Here is a 21,195-nt window from a genome sequence, read left to right as displayed (position 1 = left end):
GCCCTGTGCTCCATCACTCACCGAAGGTCACCCACTACCTGGAACCGTCGTCGGGAAGTCCGCTGTTCCAAGGGCCAGCTGCTGGATCTGTCCTTGGTCGAGCGCGCCCTGGAACGCCCACACGTCGTCGATGGCGCCGGACCAGTTGTCGCCCCAAACACCCGCTGTCTTCGCCCGGCCAAACTCCAACGTCTTGGTCGCGTTGAAACCAACCGTGTTGTCCGCCCAGGAGACGTTGTCCGTGCACGCCGGATCGTCCTGAGTACCGTCCGCGTTGTCGTCGGCACAGACGAACTGCTGCAGCTGGCCGTTGACGTAGAGCTTCATCTGGTCGGCGAACGCGTCGTAGACCAGGGCCAGATGGTTCCAACCGTTCGCGCTGTACTCGTCGAAGAGCCTGCTGCTCGCAGTGGCCTCGCCGGCGTCGGTCGAATCGGCATCTGGCATCCTGATCCGCCACCGTCCAGTAGCGATCGGTGTCGATGGGTCGCCGTCGTCCGGACCAGGTTCATATCCGACAGTGAAGGCACTGTTGACTGCCCCTGCCTGGCTGAGCACCACGCCGGTCTCCTGCGGCCGACCGGAGGGGGCCAGCGCCCAAGCCGTCACCGTAAAGCTCTGGCTCGTGTCGATCGGAACGGAACCCGTGGCGGCGTATTCGGTGTCTCCGTCGAGGACGAGTGCACCTGAGTCCACCCAGGCCGCGCCAATCTTCGCCCCGTTGTGGAGGGTCGCCGGCCGGTTCTGAGCCGAGGAGTCGGGTGAGACAACCGGATTACCGGAAGCCGACTCCAGTTTCCAGCGACCCTTCACCACCGGGTGTTGCTTGAAGAGCGCCCTGACTTCGTCGTCGGAGATCACCCGGTCATACATCCGCACGTCGTCCAGGTCCCCCTTGAGGAACCCACCCATACCGTTGGGATACGCGGCGGCCCCCAGAGAGACCGGGCCGCGTGCCATCCACGTGGTGGTGAATGGTTGCGAGGCGCGCAGAACTCCATTGACGTACAGGCGCATCTGCGCGGCGTCGATGTCATAGACGCCAACGACATGCGCCCATTCCCCCAGCTGCCCTGCCGCGCAGTTGGTGTTGGCCGGGCAGGCGGCGTAGGTGGCTCGCTCCACCGAGGCTTCCGTGATGTCGGCGGTCGCCCGCTGGAATACCCAACCTCCCAACGCCGAGGAGTGATAGAGCTCGAAGCCCCTCTGGTTGTCGCTTCCCTGAGAGGCCGCGACCATCGGCCGAGCGTCCTTGTCCTTGGGTAGCCGCGCCCACAACGACACGGCGAAACTCTGGTATGTGTCCAGCAGCGGCTGCCCGGTCACCGCGTACCCGTCTGTGCCGTTGAGGTTCAGAGCGCCGCCGTCAACGCCCGCCCTGCCCAGTACTGTGCCCCCGTGGAGCGAAGCGCTGATCTTCTGTGCCCGCCCGGTGACCGTGTTCGTGGGGGCTGCCTCGTCCAACGGCCAGACCGCCTTGGCCGGACGCCCCCCGCTCGCAACGGGGTTCTTGTTGTGCAGCGTAGTCACCTGCGCATCTGTGAGTTGGTAGTCGAACAGCTGGGCCTCGTCCAAGTCACCAGCGAAAAAATTCCCTGAGACTCCGCTGATGGCGTTGGCTCCCAAGTGCAGCCCAGCGCGTGAGTCCCAGGCTCCGGTGAACGCCGTTGTGGCGACAAGCTTCCCGTTGACGTACAGACGCAACTGACCTGCGGTGTTATCGAAGACCCCGACCAGATGCGTCCACTGCCCAAGACGAGCCGCCGTACAGGCGGAGTCCCCTGTCCCACAGGCCGGCTGAGTAGCACGCACCGCCGTGACGCCGCTTGACGCGTCTGCGGAGTGCCGCAGAAACACCCACCCGCCAAGTGTCGAGGAGTAGTAGATCTCGAAACCGCTGGTCTGGTGGCCTGCCTGGGCAATCGCCACCGGCGCCCCGCCCGGGTTGGCCCCTGGAAGTTTGGCCCACAACGACACCGAGAAACTCTTCGCCGTGTTGACCACCGGCGACGTTGTTGACGCCTCACCCGAGGCTCCGTCCAAGTGCAGTCCGGTGCCGGAAACGCCTTCACCACCGACGACGGCTCCGGTGGCGGAGAGCACAGCAGGCCATTCACTGCCCTGCCCGCTCACCGCACTTGCTCCGGCACCCTCGTCCAAGTCCCACTTTGCCCGGTCAGGCTGCCCAGACCTCACCCGGAAGTGGTAGATGGCTGGGGAACTGTTGTTGCCTGCCGAATCGAAGGCCTGAGCTGTGATGAAGTTGACGCCGGACTTCGTCGGCATGAACTTCATCGTCTTCGCGCCGCCACCAGACGTGGTCAGCGTATGCGCGCTCGTCGGGTTGGTATTGATCCCGAACCAGTACTTCGTCACGTCTGTCGCGGTCGAGTCGATCGTGAAAGTGCCGTAACGACCCACCCCGTCCACCCACGGCTCGTTCGGATTCTTCAGGTTCGACTCCGGATACTGAGTCGAAGTGATGGATGGTTCGGCCGGAGCACTGGTGTCATAAACAAAGGCACAACTCGTCGCGGAACCCGCAGACGACCAAGGTGACCAAGCATTACCGTCGAACGCCTGCGCGTGCCAGCCGATTCTCCTGTTGCTGGGAATCGACGAGGGCAGAGTGATCGAGAAATCGGATCCGGATGACTTGTACGTCGAGAGAGATGACGTCCAATAGGAAACAGTGGCAGGGCCTTCAGGATCCCACCACGCCTGGAATCTCACCGCGACGCTGTCGCGATCAGGGTCCGTCACGTTGTTGGCGCGCACCTCCGGGCGGATCCGCACGTACTGCGGCGTCGAGGAGCACACCCCGCCGGGCTTCTGTGTCAGCTGCGACGTCCTGATCTGCCCGGGCGGCCGGTTGTACTGAACCCGCAGCCACGCGTCATCGCCGAATCGCTTCCACGCGAGGCGATCGGTCTCGCTCTTGGCCCTCAGACCGAACGTCGTTGTCGCCCAGCCGTTCGCCGCCGCCTGCTGCACCGCCCGCAGCGCCCAGAACTCCAGATTGCCGCCGGGGCAGTCACCGCTCCAGCCCTTCGCCTCACTGCGCGTCTGCAACAAGTCGGTCCAAAAACCCTCCGCCGCCTGCGAGTTCCACGTCGTCGACTGCGAAATGCCCTTGGTACGGTACAACTGCACGTCGGTCTTGTCACAGCTGTAGGAATGGGTTTCCTTCACGATGAACTCGGCCGACACGATCTCCTTGCCCGCGAACCCTGACGTGGGAATGGCATAGAACAGCCGCTTCACGTCCTCGGGAGCGCATCGAGCATCGCCGGCGCAATAGCCCATACCCGCATCGGAATCACCGTTGAAACGCCACTGCGGCGACGAAGCCCAGTAACGGGACACCATCGTCCAGTTGCCAGCCTTCGGTGTGTACGTAAGGGGATCTATGTAGACCGGATAGACCGCATCCTCGAGCAGTTCCTGGTCCGGAGTAAGCACCAACTCGGTCCCACCCGCGGCAATTTCGACATCAATCGGAGCCACCTGCGCCGACTCCCCCGGACCCGGCGTAACCTCCGCGCCAGCTGCAGCATCGCGCAGGGCGGCCGTCCGAGCGGTGGTAGCCGCCGCCTTACCGCTTGCACTCGAATCCCACATCAGCGGCTGCGGCGCCTCGAACACCTCGCCGCCGGCACCAGAGTCGGTCGCGGCCAGACCGCCATTCGCCGTCTCACTCACCGTCATCCCGTCGGCGTCCATCGCCAGCCGCAGTTCGTCCAGTTGCGGATTCGCCGCCGCCTCAGCGGACTTGACGATCAGTAGCTGCGAAATGCCGTCAATGTCGGCACGCACCTGGAGGTCCACACCCGGGAGAACGGCAGGGTAGGTGGCCGTAGCACCCACAACGACCGGTTCCGGCAGCGCCGTTGGCCAGGACAGCGACAACTCGCGTCCTGCCTTCTCCAGAGTGATCAGCGGCTGCTGCCCCCCTCCGCCGGAGAAAGCGATACCCACTGCAGCCGCGACGGGGGCAAGAGTTCCGTCTGCCCGTTCACGCAGAGAAGTGTCGATCTTCTTCCACGCTCCGTCGACACGTGTGCGTACGGGGCGCAGATGCTCCGCCGCCTCCAGCACACCACTGGGCTTCGCATACACCTCGCGGGTCTCGCTGCGCAGCGCGGCGACCTCAACATCCTTGCCAGTGCGCTTGGCCTCGGCCAGCGCCGCGTCCTCGGCCCCGATTTCAGCTTCGGTTTCGGCGGATGCGTCGGCGGATTCGGACCGAGGTGCCGCCGACGCATCCGTGGCAGATGCCACAGGCAGCGTCGCCAACAGTCCGGCGACGAGCACAGCGCTGAGCGCTCCCCCAAAGCCCCGTACCGCCAGACGTCCGCACAGACGTCTACCCATGACGTTCCCCTCCCCGTACCCCCGTGTGACCCAGACATCACGGTCAGCACACGAAACCTACGAGGAGGCTGTACAGACACCTAGCGGTTAAAAGCTGAATAAACAGTCGCCCTCGATCACATAAAGCCTCAAACGGTCATGCGTGATTCCCGTCACAACTGAGGCTTCTGAATGAACCTCATCCGGCGGGTATCCCCGAGGGCCAGTCGGCGACACTCACCGCATCAACACCCCCGCCCCCTCCCCCAGTTCCTCCGAGGGCACCGCCACCAGCCCCATCTCCGCGTTCGACGCCAGCAGTCGGTGTGCCGGCAGGATCCGTACCGTGTAGCCGTAGGGTCCCGTCCGGTGCAGGGACAGTGGGCCCTCGTACTGCCAGCGGCCTTCCCCGTCCGGGCCGCCCACTGCCTTGAGGGGGACCGTCGACGCGTCGGTGATGCTGTCCTGCGAGTCGACCCGCCCCGATACCGCCTGGACCTCGACGTCGTCCGGGGACAGTTCGCCGAGCCCCACCCGCACGCGGAGCGCGAGCGTGCTGCCCAGTTCCGCCGTCAGGGCGGGGGCGGTCGCCGCCGAGGTCTCCACGTGGTCGACCGTCACCGTGTGCCAGGCGGCGCGGACCCGGGACTTCCAGGTCGCCAACTCCTGTGCCGTGTCCGGGGTCATGGTGCGGTGGGCGCGGGCCGCGGGAGCGTAGAGCCGTTCCACGTACTCGCGGACCATCCGGCCGGCCAGGACCTTCGGGCCGAGGTGGGTGAGGGTCTCGCGGACCATCTCGATCCAGCGGTCGGGCAGGCCCGTCTCACCGCGCTCGTAGAAACGCGGGGTGACCCGTTGTTCGAGGAGGTCGTACAGGGCCGCCGCCTCCACGTCGTCGCGGTGGTCGGGGTCTGTGCCCGCGACGCCGTCCGCCGTGGGGATCGCCCAGCCGAAGTCGGGCCGGAACCACTCGTCCCACCAGCCGTCCAGGACCGAGAGGTTGAGGCAGCCGTTCAGGGCCGCCTTCATTCCGCTGGTGCCACAGGCCTCCAGCGGGCGCAGGGGATTGTTGAGCCAGATGTCGCAGCCCGGGTAGAGCTTCTGCGCCATCGCCATGCCGTAGTCGGGGAGGAACACGATGCGGTGGCGGACACGCGGGTCGTCCGCGAAGCGCACCAGCTCCTGGATCAGACGCTTGCCGCCGTCGTCCGCCGGGTGCGCCTTGCCCGCGATCACGATCTGGAGGGGACGCTCGGGGTGGAGAAGCAGGTCGAGGAGACGGTCGCGGTCGCGCAGCATCAGGGTCAGCCGCTTGTACGAGGGGACACGGCGCGCGAAGCCGATCGTGAGGACGTCCGGGTCGAGCACCCCGTCGATCCAGCCCAACTCGGCCGTACCCGCGCCGCGTTGCCGCCAGGACGCGCGCAGCCGTTCCCGTACCTCGACCACCAACTGCTCGCGCAGGGAACGCCGTAGCTCCCAGATGTCCTGGTCGGGGATGTCCGCGACCGAGTCCCACCGCTCCGAGCCGCCGACCGTCAGCGCGTCCTCGGTGCGCTCCGCGCCGATCTGCCGCGCGCCGAGCCTGAACACCTCCGGCGCGACCCACGTGGGCGCGTGCACACCGTTGGTGACCGAGGTGATCGGAACCTCCGCCGGGTCGAAACCCGGCCACAGTCCGGCGAACATCTCCCTGCTCACCTGGCCGTGGAGAAGGGACACGCCATTGGCCTGACGGCCCAACCGCAGCCCCATCACAGCCATGTTGAAGAGGTTCGGCTCGCCGCCGGGGTAGGTCTCCATGCCCAGGTTCAGCACGCGTTCCACGTCGATGCGCGGGAGTTCGGCGTCGGGGCCGAAGTGGCGGGCGACCAGCTCACGGTCGAAGCGGTCGATGCCGGCCGGGACGGGGGTGTGAGTGGTGAAGACCGTGCCCGCGCGTACCGCTTCCAGGCCCGCGTCGAAGTCCAGCCCCTCGTCGCAGAGTTCGGCGATCCGTTCCAGGCCGAGGAAGCCGGCGTGGCCCTCGTTGGTGTGGAACACCTCGGGGGCGGGGTGTCCGGTGAGGCGGCAGTACGTGCGGACCGCGCGCACTCCTCCTATGCCGAGCAGCATCTCCTGGAGCAGGCGGTGTTCGCTGCCGCCGCCGTACAGCCGGTCGGTGACGCCTCGTTCACCGAGGTCGTTCTCCTCCACGTCCGAGTCGAGGAGCAGCAGCGGTACGCGTCCCACCTGGGCCAGCCAGACGCGGGCCCGCAGCGACCGGCCGCCGGGCAGGGCCAGGGAGACCTGGGCCGGTGTGCCGTCGGGCTCCTTGAGGAGGGCGACGGGGAGTTCGTTGGGGTCGAGGACCGGATAGTGCTCCTGCTGCCACCCGTCCCGCGAGAGCGACTGGCGGAAGTAGCCGTGCCGGTACATGAGTCCGACGCCGATCAGCGGTACGCCGAGGTCGCTGGCCGACTTGAGATGGTCCCCGGCGAGGATGCCGAGGCCGCCGGAGTACTGCGGCAGGGCGGCCGTGATGCCGTACTCGGGGGAGAAGTAGGCGATGGCGGCCGGGAGTTCGGCCGCTTGACCCTGCCCCTGGGCCTGCCCTTCGGTCTGCCCCTGGGCCTGCGTCTGGGTCTGCGTCTGGTACCAGCGGGCGCCGGTGACGTACTCGTTCAGGTCGTCGGCGACCGTGTTGAGGCGACGCAGGAAGCGGCTGTCCTCGGTCAGTTCGGTGAGCCGCTCGGGCGAAAGGCTGCCGAGAAGCCGTACGGGGTCGCAGTCCGACGCGGCCCAGCGTTCGGGGTCGACGGACTGGAAGAGTTCGCGGGTCTCCGCATGCCAGGACCAGCGCAGATTGCGGGCCAGATCACTGAGCGGCCGGAGGGGCTCGGGGAGAACGGGACGGACGGTGAACCGACGGATCGCCTTCACATGCCACCTCGGTGGTCGTGCGTATTCAAACCTGCACATACAAGGACACACGGCCTTGTGCGTCCCGTTATCAACCCCTTGACGGTATCGGGACGGAAGCGTGGGAACCATGGCGCGTATTGCGCGCCCCCCTCGCGGACCGACCGTCGATATGGCCGATTCCACCCCCGTAGGCCACCTTGTGACACTTCTCCCCGCACGAGAGGCTGCCCAGAAGGCCGCCCGGTGTCGGCGGCCGAGGAGGGGGAACTCCAACCATGGAACGGACGCGCACCAGACGTCCGCGCTGGGCGTCGGCCCTGACCGCGGCGGCCACCGCCGCGCTGCTTTCGGTCACCGCACCCGCGCAGGCGGCCCCGGAGGGCCGCATATCCGGAGCCGGTGAACCCGGCTCCGTAGGCGGCAGTTACCTGGTGACACTCAAGGGGGGTACGGCGGCCTCGTCGGCGGACGGCAGGAGACTGGCCGCGACGTACGGGGCGAGAATAAGCCACATCTACAGCACCGTCCTGAACGGCTACGCCGTAACTGCCGACGAGAAACAGGCCAGACGGCTTGCTGCGGACTCCCGGGTGGCCTCGGTCGCCCAGGACACCCGGATCACGTACGACCGCGTGGGCGAAGCCGGCGGACGCGGCCGGCAGGACCCGCCGTCCTGGGGCCTGGACCGGATCGACCAGGCCGGTCTCCCGCTCGACGACGGCTACACCTGGCCGGCGTCTGCGGGCCGGGGCGTCACCGTGTACGTGATCGACACCGGCATCCGCATCTCGCACAAGGACTTCGGTGGACGCGCGAGTTACGGCTGGGACTTCGTCGGCGGCGACAGGTGGGCCGGCGACGGAAACGGCCACGGCACGCATGTCGCTGCGACGATCGCGGGCACGGCCCTCGGCGTCGCGAAGAAGTCCAGGGTCGTCTCCGTACGCGTCCTCGACAACGCGGGCGGCGGGACGACCGCGCAGGTCATCGCGGGTATCGACTGGGTCACTCGGAACGCCAGGAAGCCCGCCGTCGCCAATGTGAGCCTCGGTGGCTACCGCAACGCCCAACTCGACGCGGCCGTACGGTACTCGATCGCGTCCGGGGTGACGTACACGGTCGCGGCCGGCAACGACGGGGAGCCGGCGGGGTATCACTCCCCGGCCGCCGTCAAGGAGGCGATCACGGTCGGCGCGACCGGGCCGAAGGACGACAGAGCAAGTTTCTCGAACTGGGGATCGAGTCTTGACCTGTTCGCCCCGGGCGTCTCGATCACCTCCGCGTCATATGCGAGCGACACCGGCCGGGTGGCCTACTCCGGTACGTCGATGGCGGCGCCGCACGCGGCCGGGGCCGCCGCCCTCTACTTGGCGGATCGACCGAAATCCAGTCCGGCGCAAGTCGCCAAGGCGCTGACGGCCGCGGCGACGAACGGAAAAGTCTCCGACAAGGGGACCGGTTCACCGAACAAACTCCTGCGTACACCGCTCCCTTAGGGGCACTGTGCCGTTGTCGGCCCCGTCCGCCGGACGGGGCCGATGTCGTTCGCCGACCTGGCTGATCCTGGGTGCAGACATACGCGCGAGTAGTTAGCAAAGTGCCGGATTGCCTACCCGAATAGGGTGGGAAGGCTCCTCCGGTACACGACTGGGGGTACACCACGCCTGACACCCTCCCCACATCCATCCGCCCACCCACGTTGACGCGGACAGGAGCGGTCATGCCCGCCACGCACCACTCGTCACCACCCACGACTCCCACCACCGGAACACCACCGATACGCCCGCCGGACACCGCCGTCCCGCAGAGCGCCCGGAAGTCGCCGTCTCCGGCCCCCGCCACGGTCCCGAAGACACCGTCTCCGGTCACCGCCACCGCCCCGGACACCCCACCGGAAGCCGTCGCGACGGAGACCGGCACGCCCCCGGCCCCCACCCCGTCCCCCCAGGACGCTCCCGCCGCTCCGGCCACCGCCGTCGGCCGTATCCCCGTCCTGGACGTCCGTCCGCTGGTGATGGGCGGGCGCCGTCCGGCGAAGGCGGTGGTCGGCGAGGCCTTCGAGGTTTCGGCCACCGTCTTCCGCGAGGGCCACGACGCGGTCGCCGCCAACGTCGTACTCCGCGACCCGAAGGGCCGCCCCGGACGCTGGACGCCGATGCGCGAACTCGCCCCGGGCACCGACCGTTGGGGCGCCACCGTCGAGGCCGACGCGCCCGGTGAGTGGACGTACACCGTGGAGGCGTGGGGCGACCCGATCAGCACCTGGCGGCACCACGCCGGCATCAAGATCCCGGCCGGGATCGACACGGAACTGGTGCTGGAGGAGGGCGCTCTGCTCTACGAGCGTGCCGCCGCCGGCGTACCGAAGAACAAGGGCAAACGGGACGCGATCCTGGCCGCCGCCGAAGCCCTCAGGGACGTCGAACGCCCGGCGCACGCCCGGCTGTCGGCCGCCCTGACGCCGGCCGTGGACAAGGTGCTGCGCCGGTATCCGCTGCGTGAGCTGGTGACGTCGAGTGAGGCGTTGGCGCTGGTGGTGGAGCGGGAGCGGGCGCTGTACGGGGCGTGGTACGAGTTCTTCCCGCGTTCGGAGGGCACGCCGGAGCAGCCGCACGGGACGTTCCGGACAGCGGTGCGGCGGTTGCCGGCGATCGCGGCGATGGGTTTCGACGTGCTGTATCTGCCGCCGATCCATCCGATCGGGCACACCTTCCGCAAGGGCCCCAACAACACGCTGTCCGCGTCGGCGGAGGATGTGGGGGTGCCGTGGGCGATCGGTTCGGAGGCCGGCGGCCATGACGCGGTCCACCCGGATCTCGGCACGCTGGAGGACTTCCGGTTCTTCGTCGCGGAGGCGGGCCGGCACGGGCTGGAAGTGGCCCTGGACTTCGCGTTGCAGTGTTCGCCGGATCATCCCTGGGTGCAGAAGTACCCGCAGTGGTTCCATCACCGCCCCGACGGGACGATCGCGTACGCGGAGAACCCGCCGAAGAAGTACCAGGACATCTATCCCATCGCCTTCGACGCGGACCTGCCCGGTCTTGTCGCGGAGACGACGCGGGTGCTGCGGCACTGGATGTCCCATGGTGTGCGGATCTTCCGGGTCGACAACCCGCACACCAAGCCGGTCGTGTTCTGGGAGCAGGTGATCGCGGACATCAACCGCACCGACCCGGACGTCATCTTCCTCGCGGAGGCCTTCACCCGCCCGGCGATGATGCACGCGCTGGCGCAGGCCGGGTTCCAGCAGTCGTACACCTATTTCACCTGGCGCACCACCAAAGCCGAACTCACCGAGTACCTCACCGAACTGTCGGGTGAGGCAGCCGCGTACATGCGGCCGAATTTCTTCGTCAACACCCCGGACATCCTGCACGAGTACCTTCAGCACGGCGGCCGTCCGGCGTTCGAGGCGCGTGCCGTGCTGGCCGCGACGCTCTCCCCGACCTGGGGGATCTACAGCGGCTACGAACTGTGCGAGAACACCCCGCTGCGCGAGGGCAGCGAAGAATACCTGGACTCCGAGAAGTACCAACTACGTATCCGTGATTGGGAGTCGGCGGAGCGTGACGGACGTAGCATCGCGCCATTGATTGCCACGCTCAACGCGATCCGACGGCGCAGCCCGGCCCTGGGGCAGCTGCGCGACCTCCACTTCCACCACGCGGATCAGGACGCGGTGATCGTCTACTCGAAACGGCGGGGATCGAACACGGTTCTGGTGGTCGTGAACCTCGACCCTCACCACACCCAGGAGGCGACGGTCTCGTTGGACATGCCGCAACTCGGCCTGGACTGGCACGAGTCGGTGCCGGTACGCGACGAGCTCACCGGCGAAACCTACCAATGGGGCAGGACGAACTACGTGCGCCTGGAACCGGGTACTCGACCCGCGCACATCCTGACCGTCCTGCGACCGTCCACCCCGCAGATCGGAGGGTCACCCACAACATGATCGTCAATGAGCCTGTGCCGGACACCTTCGAGGACACTCCCGCCAAGGACCGGGACCCCGAATGGTTCAAACGCGCCGTCTTCTACGAGGTCCTCGTCCGCTCCTTCCAGGACAGCAACGGTGACGGAGTCGGCGACCTCAAAGGCCTCACCGCCAAACTCGACTACCTCCAGTGGCTCGGCGTCGACTGCCTCTGGCTGCCCCCCTTCTTCAAGTCACCGTTGCGCGACGGCGGTTACGACGTCTCCGACTACACCGCCGTCCTCCCCGAGTTCGGCGACCTCGCCGACTTCGTCGAATTCGTCGACGCCGCCCACCAACGCGGTATGCGCGTCATCATCGACTTCGTCATGAACCACACCAGCGACCAGCACCCGTGGTTCCAGGAGTCCAGAAACGACCCCGAAGGCCCCTACGGCGACTACTACGTCTGGGCCAAGAAGGACGACCAGTACCAGGACGCCCGGATCATCTTCGTCGACACCGAGGCCTCCAACTGGACCTTCGATCCGGTGCGCAAGGAGTACTACTGGCACCGCTTCTTCTCCCACCAGCCGGACCTCAACTACGAGAACCCGGCGGTCCAGGAGGAGATCATCTCCGCGCTGCGGTTCTGGCTGGACCTGGGCATCGACGGCTTCCGGCTCGACGCGGTCCCCTACCTCTACCAGGAGGAAGGAACCAACTGCGAGAACCTGCCGCGCACGCATGAATTCCTCAAGCACGTGCGCAAGGAGATCGACGCCCACTACCCGGACACGGTGTTGCTGGCGGAGGCGAACCAGTGGCCCGAGGACGTCGTCGACTACTTCGGCGACTTCCAAAGCGGCGGCGACGAATGCCACATGGCGTTCCACTTCCCCGTCATGCCCCGCATCTTCATGGCCGTCCGCCGTGAATCGCGCTACCCGGTCTCGGAAATCCTCGCGAAGACCCCCGCCATCCCCAACAACTGCCAGTGGGGCATCTTCCTGCGCAACCACGACGAGCTGACCCTGGAAATGGTCACCGACGAGGAACGCGACTACATGTGGGCCGAATACGCCAAAGACCCCCGCATGCGCGCCAACATCGGCATCCGCCGCCGCCTCGCCCCCCTCCTCGACAACGACCGCAACCAGATCGAACTGTTCACCGCCCTGCTCCTGTCCCTCCCCGGCAGCCCGATCCTCTACTACGGCGACGAGATCGGCATGGGCGACAACATCTGGCTCGGCGACCGCGACGCCGTCCGCACCCCCATGCAGTGGACCCCCGACCGCAACGCCGGCTTCTCCTCCAGCGACCCCGGCCGCCTCTTCCTGCCCACGATCATGGACCCCGTCTACGGCTACCAGGTCACCAACGTCGAAGCCTCCATGTCGTCCCCGTCCTCGCTCCTGCACTGGACCCGGCGCATGATCGAGATCCGGAAACAGAACCCCGCCTTCGGCCTCGGCTCCTACACCGAACTCCCCTCCACCAACCCCGCCGTCATCGCCTTCCTGCGCGAGTACAAGGACGACCTCGTCCTGTGCGTCCACAACTTCTCCCGCTTCGCCCAGCCCACCGAACTGGACCTGCAGGCGTTCAACGGCGCACACCCCGTCGAACTCATCGGCGGAGTCCGCTTCCCCGCCATCGGCGAACTCCCCTACCTCCTCACCCTCGCCGGCCACGGCTTCTACTGGTTCCGGCTGCGGAAGGACGCGACGGACCCCGCCGGGTAGGACCCCGCCGGGCAGCACCCGGTCGCGCTGCGTGCACGCAGTCGTGCCGCGTGGTCGTCCTGCGTAGTCGTGCTTGGCATACACGGTCGTACGTGGTCGTATGTGGTCGTAAGTGCCGAACCCCGGCGGGCCGGTTTCTCCCGTCCCGCCGGGGGCACGCATCAGTCACACCCCGCCCCGGGCAAAGGACGCGACGCCATGTCGGAAGCCATCACCCGCTCCGCCACGACAAGTCCCGACCTCCTCACGTCCCTTGATCCACTGTTGCGCGAATGGCTGCCCAGACAGCGCTGGTTCGCCGGCAAGGGACGCCCGGTCACGGACTTCTCCCTGGTGGCGGCCACCGAACTACTGCCGATCACCGGACAACTGGGCCTGTACCACCTCCTCGTACGCGCCCATCAGCCCGCGCTGCACGGACCCGGTGACTGCTACCAGCTGCTCATAGGCGTGCGCGAGGCGCTGCCACCGCGGCTGGCGCCCGCGCTGATCGGACATGTGGACCGCGGCCCGCTGAACGGCCGGACGGTGTACGACGCCCTGTACGACGCCCGGCCTGCCGAGGTGCTCCTGGAGGCGATGCGGACCCGGGCACGGATCGGCTCACTGCGCTTCGACCGCGACGGAGGCGAAGGCACTGCCGGAGGCGTAGGCACTGCCGGGGGCGAAGGCACTGCCGGGGGCGAGAGCAGGGCCGGGGACGGCAGTGGGGGCGAGGGCGAGATACCGGCGGGGCTGGTGGCCCGGATGGTGACCTCGGAGCAGTCCAACTCGTCGATCGTCTACGGCGACACATTCATCCTGAAGCTGCTCCGCCGGGTCGTACCGGGCGTCAACCCCGACCTGGAACTGCCGCTGGCCCTGGCCCGCGAGGGCTGCCCCCGGGTGCCGGCCCCGGTGGCATGGATACGCGCCGACGCCACCGGGACGACCGCCCCGGACGCGGAACCCGACGCCGAGGACAGTTACGTACTCGGCGTCCTCCAACCCTTTGTGCGGGGTGCGGCCGACGGCTGGGAGCTGGCGCTGCGCGAGCTGGCCAAGGGGGAGGACTTCAGCGCGGAGGCACGCGCGCTCGGACGGGCCACCGCCGAGGTGCACCTGGCGCTCGCCCGCGCCCTGCCCACCACGACACTCGGCCACGCGCAGCTGCGCCCGCTGGTGGACGGCATGATCGAACGCCTGGACGCGGCGATCCAGGCGGTACCGGCCCTCCACCCCTACGGGCCCGGACTGCGCTCGGCCTACGAGGCGCTGGCCGACCTCGCCTCCGAGGGCCAGACCTGGACGGCCCAGCGCATACACGGCGATCTGCATCTCGGGCAGTGTCTGCGTTCGCCGACCGGGGAGTGGTCGCTGATCGACTTCGAGGGCGAGCCGTCGAAGCCGCTCGCGGAACGACGGCTGCCGCAACCGCCGGTACGGGACATCGCGGGCATGCTCCGCTCCTTCGACTACGCGGCCCACTCGCTCCACCCCCGATCGCCCGACTGGGCGGCGGCGTGCCGGGCCGCGTACTGCGCCGGGTACGCGGAGATCTGCGGCCGGGACCCGCGTACCGATCCCGTACTGCTGCGGGCGTACGAGACGGACAAGGCGGTCTACGAGGTGGTGTACGAGGCACGGCACCGACCGGACTGGCTTCCGGTGCCGATGTCGGCGATACACCGGCTGTCCGCACCCGACTGAGACTCCGCGTCACCCCGCCACCCCCTCCGCCTCACCTCCGAAAGGCCCCCGCCTGTGACCCCGCGCCCCCCGTCCGACGGCTCGAAGAAGACGAAGAAGACGAAAGACAAGAAGACGAAGAACAAGGCGGGCAAGAAGGTGACGGAGAAGCCGGAGAAGGTGGGGAAGGCGGAGAAGGTGACGGAGAAGGTGGCGAGGACCCCGGAGAAGGCGGAATCCCCGGAGACGCTGGACACGCCGGAGAGCTCGGAGACGCCGGACCCACTGGAGTCACCGGTCGTACCGGTCCCACCGGTCGCACCGGCGGCGGAGACGCCCACCGCGCCGCCGGTCGAGGCGGCGCCCCCGGCGGAGATCACTCCGGAGAGAGCCGTGCTCCTCTCCTCCCCCGCGTTGGACGCCGTCGACCGCGAACGGCTGCTGGCCGGTACGCATCACGACCCGCACTCCGTGCTGGGCGCGCATCCGCTCCCGGGCGGGGTCGCTTTCCGGGTGCTGCGGCCGTTCGCCCGATCGGTGACCATCGTCTCCGGGGAACTGCGTGCCGAGCTGCACGACGACGGCGACGGTTTCTTCTCCGGTGCGCTGCCGCTGCGGGGCGTACCGGAATACCGGCTGGTCATCGCGTACGAGGAGCAGGTGCAGGAGATCGAGGACGCGTACCGGCTGCTGCCCGCGCTGGGTGATCTGGACCTGCATCTCATCGGCGAGGGCCGGCACGAGGAGCTGTGGCGGGCGCTGGGCTCCGAGCCGATGACCCACCAGGGTGTCACCGGCACGCGCTTCGCGGTCTGGGCGCCGAACGCGCGCGGGGTCCGGGTGATCGGGGGCTTCAACTTCTGGGACGGTACGGCGTATCCGATGCGGTCGCTGGGCTCCACCGGGGTGTGGGAGCTGTTCGTGCCGGGGGTGGGCGAGGGCGAGCTGTACAAGTTCGAGATCACCCGCCCGGACGGCTCGAAGACGCAGCGCGCGGACCCGATGGCCCGGCGGACCGAGGTTCCGCCCAACACGTCGTCGATCGTGACCAGTTCGCACCACGAGTGGGAGGACGCCGAGTGGCTGGCGCGGCGGGCCGAGGTCCCGGCGCACGAGGGCCCGATGTCGATCTACGAGCTCCATCTGGCTTCCTGGCGACCGGGCCTGACGTACCGCCAGCTTGCTGAGCAACTCCCCGCATACGTAAGGGATCTGGGCTTCACGCATGTGGAACTGATGCCGGTGGCGGAGCATCCCTTCGGTGGTTCGTGGGGCTACCAGGTCACCGGCTTCTACGCGCCCACGGCCCGGCTGGGCACCCCGGACGACTTCAAGTACCTGGTGGACGCCCTTCACCGCGCCGGAATCGGCGTCCTGATGGACTGGGTTCCGGCACACTTCCCGCGCGACGAGTGGGCGTTGGCCGAGTTCGACGGACGCCCGCTGTACGAACACGAGGACCCGCTGCGCGCCGCCCACCCCGACTGGGGCACCCTCGAGTTCGACTTCGGCCGCCGCGAGGTCCGCAACTTCCTTGTGGCGAACGCCGTCTACTGGTGCGAGGAGTTCCACATAGACGGCCTGCGGGTCGACGCGGTCGCCTCGATGCTGTACCTCGACTACTCGCGCGAGCCGGGCCAGTGGACGTCCAACGAGCACGGCGGCCGGGAGAACCTGGACGCGGTCGCCTTCCTCCAGGAGATGAACGCGACCATGTACCGGCGGGTCCCGGGGGTCGTGACGATCGCCGAGGAGTCGACGGCGTGGGACGGCGTCACCCGGGCCACGCACCACACCGGCCCGGGCGGCTTCGGCGGCCTCGGCTTCGGTCTGAAGTGGAACATGGGCTGGATGCACGACTCGCTCGGCTATGTGCAGCACGACCCCGTCCACCGCAAGCACCACCACCATGAGATGACGTTCTCCATGGTGTACGCGTACAGCGAGAACTACGTCCTGCCGATCTCCCACGACGAAGTCGTCCACGGCAAGCGGTCGTTGGTGTCGAAGATGCCGGGCGACTGGTGGCAGCAGCGGGCGACCGAGCGGGCGTACCTCGCCTTCATGTGGTCACACCCCGGCAAGCAACTCCTCTTCATGGGCCAGGAGTTCGCCCAGGGAGCGGAGTGGTCGGAGGCCCACGGCCCGGACTGGTGGCTGCTGGATCCCGCGTACGGCGCGGAGGCGGACCATCGGGGCGTACGGGACCTGGTGCGCGACCTGAACACGGTGTACCTCGACACCCCGGCCCTCTGGCAGCAGGACACCGTCCCGGCGGGCTTCGAATGGCTGGTCGGGGACGCGGCGGAGGACAACGTCTTCGCCTTCGTCCGCTACGACGCGGAGGGCGTCCCTCTCCTGTCGATCAGCAACTTCTCGCCGGTCGTCCGCCATGACTACCGCATCGGCGTCCCGGAGTCGGTCCCGGCCTGGCAGGAAGCCCTCAACACGGACGCCCTGCGCTACGGCGGCACCGACATCCACAACGCGGCCCCCCTGAAACCGGACCCCCAGCCCTGGCACGGCCGCCCGGCGAGCATCCGCGCGACGCTGCCACCGCTGGCGACGGTGTGGCTACGCCCGGCTTGACGTACGCCGGGCAATGGCGGGATCCCCCGTAGCGTCGGGCGGTAAGGGCGGCGGGGGCGAAGGAAGGCCTCCGCCGCCAAGCCGTTCCTCATCGTCCCCCGAACATCAACCTCCGCAACGCCCCCAGCAGCCCCTTCACCTGCTGCCGGTCCCCGCCGGACGTCACAGGCTCCCCCACCGCGTCCATCTCCCCCCGTAGCCCTCCACCGACGCCGACGCCGGCACCGGCACCGGCGACTCCCCGCCCCACCCCGCCACTCAGCTCGTATCTCACCGGCAGCAACCGCAGCCCCCGTACCACCGGTCCCGTCCGCCACGGCAACTGGTCGGCCGGCAACGTCAGTTCGGCCTTCTCCAGGTGGTCGAAGATCCGTCCCACCGCCGTACTCACGATCATCCCGCCCAACTCCCGTGCCGCACTGGGGCATTGGTGCACCCCGGCACCCCACCCCAGATGCGCGCGCGTACTCACGGCCGAACCGACCATGTGGGACGACCCGATCGCCATCAGATCCCCGTGCGCCGCCGCGGCCGACGGCGAGACGATGTCCCCGCCGCGGATCCAGAAGTTCCCCAACTCCACATCCCGGGCCGCGAACCGGAAGCACATGTTGGCGACCGGCGGATTCGAGAGTGCCGCCCGGTTCACGGTCTCGCCGAGCTGCCCGGCCGACAGACTGCGCCGCACGTTCGCGTTCCCGCGCAACACCTCGAGGAGTGTGTTCAGCACCATGTTGCCGGTGATGTCGTTCAGGTACACCGCGTTCATGAACAGCTCGCGCCCCAACTGCTCGTCCGACAGCTCCGGATCGGCCAGCAGCATGTACGACGTGAGGTCGTCCCCGGGTCGCGCCCGCCGGTGCGCGGCCAGCCGGGTCATCGCGGCCAGCGCACGACCCGTCGCCGGACCCGAGTCCGGCCCGCCGTCCAGCATCCGCCACATCTCCATGACCAGTTCGTCGCCGAGTTCGACAGGGCACCCGAACAGCTTCGTGGTGACCATCAGCAGCAGCGGCCGCGTGTACTGCGCGCCCAGATCGGCGAACCCCACCGTGCCCGACTCGGCCGCCAGCATCGCGATCAGCTCGTCGGCGTACCGCGTGACCGTCGCCCGCAGCTCCCAGCCCTGCGGGGTGTGCCCGTCCTGGAACGGGCGCAGCGCCGTGTGATGGGTGTGGCGGGCGGCGAGGTGTTCCTCGTCGTCCATGAACATGGTCTGCCGCACCTCGTACCCCGCGAGCAGTGGCCAGGCCGGCGGCAGCCGGCCCTGCGCCCGGGCCCGCCAGTACCTGACGTCACGCCGCCACACGGTCTCGTTCCGCAGTACCTCCAGTACCTCGCGGTAGTCGAGAACCAGCCATACCGGTACGCCCATCAGTCCCACGGGCGCCACCGGTCCGTACGTGCGCCGCAGTCGCGCGTACACCCCGCCCGGGTCGGCGTCGAACTCCGACGTCAACAGCGGTTCCACGGGCATCGACTCGAGCGTGGGACTGTCGGCGGGCGCGGTGGCGAACGGATGGGCTTCCATACCGACACGCATACCGCACCAGCCGTGCACGTGCAGTGACCATGGCGCGAACTGTTACGTCTTGGTGACCCTTGGTGCACGCTCGCCCCTCAGGTCACACGCGCCTCACCCCTCGACAGCAACAGCGGCAGCGACATCAGCGGCGGCCAGCGCCACCGGTGGGTCCCCCCGGTACAGCACGCCCACACGCTGAGTCGCCCGGGTGAGCGCCACGTACAGGTCGCTGGTGCCGAAGGCTCCCGGCTCCACCACCAGCACGGAGTCGAATTCCAGCCCCTTGGCCTGCCGGGGATCGAGCAGCACGACACTCCGCGTCAGATCGGGCTCCGCGCCCGCCTCCACCCCGTCCAGCCGCGCGGCCAGGTCCGCGTGCAGCTCGCGCGGCGCGATCACGGCGAGCCGCCCCTCGACGGGCGTCAACTCCCCGACGGCCTTCTCCACGGCCCCGGCGAGCTCCTCGAGAGCGCTCGGAGCTGCCGGACACTCACCGCCGCCGACGGCCCGTACCCACGGCCGTACCCCGGTCGACCGTACGGACGTCGGCGGTTCGAAGTCCGACCGTTCCGCCCGCACCACGGCCGCCGCGAGGTCCATGATCTCGGCCGGTGTCCGGTAGTTGACGCCCAGCCGGGCGTGCTCCCAGCGGTCCTGGACGTAGGGCGCGAGGATGTCCGACCAGGCGCCGACGCCGCCGGGCTCGGCGGTCTGCGCCGGATCGCCTACGAGTGTCATCGACCGGGTGGGGCTGCGCCGCATGAGGAGCCGCCACGCCATCGGCGACAACTCCTGTGCCTCGTCGACGATGATGTGCCCGAACGCCCAGGTCCGGTCGGCCGCCGCCCGTTCGGCGGCGCTGCGCAGATCGTCCTCCTCGTGCCGTTCGGCGAAGCGTTCCGCGTCGATGATGTCGTGCGCGGACAGTACCTCGGAGTCCTCGGCGTCCAGGTCCTCGAACTCGTACGTACGGGAGGCATAGGAAACGTCCAGCACCCCCTGCGCGTAGGCGACCTGGCTGCTGCGCTCGCGTTCCGCCCGGGCCCTGGCGACCCGGTCGTCCTCGCCGAGCAGCTCCGCCGCCTCGTCGAGCAGCGGTACGTCGGCCGTCGTCCAGGCCCGGGTGACGGGCCGCCGGATCGCGTCCGCGTCGGCCTCCGACACGTATCCGTCCGGTGCGGCGAGGAAGTCCGCGACCAGTCGGCGCGGGCCGATGCGTGGCCACAACTGGTCGATGGCCGCCCAGACCTCGTGGTTCTCGGCCAGGTCGTCGCGGATCTGCGTGATGTCGCTGGAGTCGAGAAGATTGCTGCCGTCGTACGGGTCGGTGCCGATGCGTTCCGCGACCATCTCGGTCAGCGTGTTGAGGATGTGCCCCTCGAAGTGCTCGCGCGCGACGTTGTGCGGCAGCTTCGCCTCGCGGGTCCGCTCCCGGGCCATGTTCACCAGTCCGGCGTCGAGCATGAGGATGTCCCGGTCGTGCTCGATGGCGATGACCGGGTCGGGCAGTCCCTGCCGGTCGCGTACGACGGCCGCCAGCACGTCGGCCATGTCGGCGCGCCCCTTGACGGTGGCGGCGCGGGCCGTGTCCGTGAGGGTTGCCTTGACGCCCGGGAACAGCTCGCCGACGGTCGCGAGGAGTACCCCGGTCTCACCGAGCGAGGGCAGCACCTCGCCGATGTAGCCGAGGAAGGCGGGGTTGGGTCCGACGATCAACACGGCCCGTTTGGCGAGGAGTTCGCGGTGCTCGTAGAGCAGGTAGGCGGCCCGGTGGAGCGCGACGGCGGTCTTGCCGGTGCCGGGCCCGCCCTCCACGACCAGCACACCTCGGTGCGGGGCGCGGATGATCTCGTCCTGCTCCGCCTGGATGGTCTGCACGATGTCGTTCATCCGGCCGGTGCGGGCGGAGTCGAGCGCGGCGAGCAGTACGGCGTCACCGGAGGGGTCCTCGTAGCCGGTGCGGGTCTCGTCGCCGAGGTCGAGGATCTCGTCGTGCAAGCCCGTGACGCGCCGCCCGTCGGTGCTGATGTGGCGGCGCCGGCGCAGGCCCATCGTGGTGTGCCCGGTGGCGAGATAGAAGGGCCGGGCGACCTCGGCCCGCCAGTCGATGAGCATCGGGGTGCGCTCGGCGTCGTCGGCGCGCAGTCCGATACGGCCGATGTGGTGGGTGACGCCGGAGGTGAGATCGATCCGCCCGAAGCAGAGCGATCCGTCGACGGCGTTCAGCGCGGCGAGCAGCCCCGACCGCTCGGCGACGAGTACGTCCCGCTCGAGCCGGGCCTGCATCGGCGTACTGCCCTGCGCGAGCGCGTCCGTGACGGAGTGCTCGGTGTCGCCGCGCAGGACGTCGACACGGGCGTAGAGCCCGTCGACGAATTCCTGTTCGCCGAGCAATTCATCGTGAGTTGATTCCGTGTTTGCGCCCTTGTTTGACAATTCCGCTCCCGCTCGGATATACTCTGCTCATTGAACTTTTCCGCGACTCGATCAAT

At 68.5% G+C, this 21,195-nt stretch carries 9 protein-coding genes; 5 read left to right on the top strand and 4 right to left on the bottom strand.

The window, feature by feature from the left end:
- Window positions 1-27: 27 nt before the first annotated feature.
- Entirely contained in the window at window positions 28-4,314 is a 4,287-nt protein-coding gene (locus PV396_RS35705; RefSeq protein ID WP_319211854.1) for a LamG domain-containing protein, read from the bottom strand.
- Between the two features lie 276 nt (window positions 4,315-4,590).
- Window positions 4,591-7,275, bottom strand: coding sequence for an alpha-glucan family phosphorylase (glgP, locus tag PV396_RS35700; protein WP_319211852.1), 2,685 nt, complete (start codon window positions 7,273-7,275; stop codon window positions 4,591-4,593).
- Between the two features lie 257 nt (window positions 7,276-7,532).
- On the opposite strand from glgP, the gene PV396_RS35695 reads away from it, so the two are divergent.
- From PV396_RS35695 to glgB, 5 genes are all read left to right on the top strand, one after another.
- Window positions 7,533-8,753, top strand: coding sequence for a S8 family peptidase (locus PV396_RS35695; RefSeq protein WP_319211850.1), 1,221 nt, complete (start codon window positions 7,533-7,535; stop codon window positions 8,751-8,753).
- Window positions 8,754-8,977: 224 nt separating this feature from the next.
- Window positions 8,978-11,212 carry an alpha-1,4-glucan--maltose-1-phosphate maltosyltransferase gene (locus PV396_RS35690; protein WP_319211849.1) on the top strand — a complete coding sequence of 745 codons (2,235 nt, stop codon included), beginning with the start codon at window positions 8,978-8,980 and terminating at the stop codon, window positions 11,210-11,212.
- On the top strand, window positions 11,209-12,921 hold the full coding sequence (gene treS / locus PV396_RS35685) for a maltose alpha-D-glucosyltransferase (protein WP_319211848.1): 1,713 nt from the start codon (window positions 11,209-11,211) through the stop codon (window positions 12,919-12,921). The genes PV396_RS35690 and treS overlap by 4 nt, the downstream gene beginning before the upstream one ends.
- 198 nt (window positions 12,922-13,119) lie before the next feature.
- The gene (locus PV396_RS35680) at window positions 13,120-14,610 is read left to right on the top strand and encodes a maltokinase N-terminal cap-like domain-containing protein (protein WP_319211847.1); all 1,491 of its coding nucleotides are present in this window, start codon (window positions 13,120-13,122) and stop codon (window positions 14,608-14,610) included.
- A gap of 159 nt (window positions 14,611-14,769) precedes the next feature.
- A complete protein-coding gene (glgB, locus tag PV396_RS35675; protein WP_416071536.1) occupies window positions 14,770-17,178 on the top strand; it encodes a 1,4-alpha-glucan branching enzyme in 2,409 nt (802 codons plus the stop codon).
- 88 nt (window positions 17,179-17,266) lie between these two features.
- Here glgB and PV396_RS35670 read toward each other — a convergent pair whose 3' ends face one another.
- Both PV396_RS35670 and PV396_RS35665 read right to left on the bottom strand, forming a co-directional pair.
- Window positions 17,267-18,709: a cytochrome gene (locus PV396_RS35670; protein WP_319211843.1), complete on the bottom strand. Its 1,443-nt coding sequence runs from the start codon at window positions 18,707-18,709 to the stop codon at window positions 17,267-17,269.
- A gap of 105 nt (window positions 18,710-18,814) precedes the next feature.
- A complete protein-coding gene (locus PV396_RS35665; protein ID WP_319211841.1) occupies window positions 18,815-21,097 on the bottom strand; it encodes a HelD family protein in 2,283 nt (760 codons plus the stop codon).
- Between the last annotated feature and the right edge of the window lie 98 nt (window positions 21,098-21,195).

The organism is Streptomyces sp. ME02-8801-2C (assembly GCF_033793965.1).
Lineage (GTDB): Bacteria > Actinomycetota > Actinomycetes > Streptomycetales > Streptomycetaceae > Streptomyces.
The sequence above is the reverse complement of the archived record's forward strand: the minus strand, read 5'-3'. Positions and strand labels throughout refer to the sequence as shown.

Bases quoted from the DNA above. Each gene is read 5' to 3' on its own strand.
- PV396_RS35695 (WP_319211850.1), top strand. From the start codon at position 7,533: ATGGAACGGACGCGCACCAGACGTCCGCGCTGGGCGTCGGCCCTGACC.
- PV396_RS35690 (WP_319211849.1), top strand. From the start codon at position 8,978: ATGCCCGCCACGCACCACTCGTCACCACCCACGACTCCCACCACCGGA.
- treS (WP_319211848.1), top strand. From the start codon at position 11,209: ATGATCGTCAATGAGCCTGTGCCGGACACCTTCGAGGACACTCCCGCC.
- PV396_RS35670 (WP_319211843.1), bottom strand. From the start codon at position 18,709: ATGGAAGCCCATCCGTTCGCCACCGCGCCCGCCGACAGTCCCACGCTC.
- PV396_RS35680 (WP_319211847.1), top strand. From the start codon at position 13,120: ATGTCGGAAGCCATCACCCGCTCCGCCACGACAAGTCCCGACCTCCTC.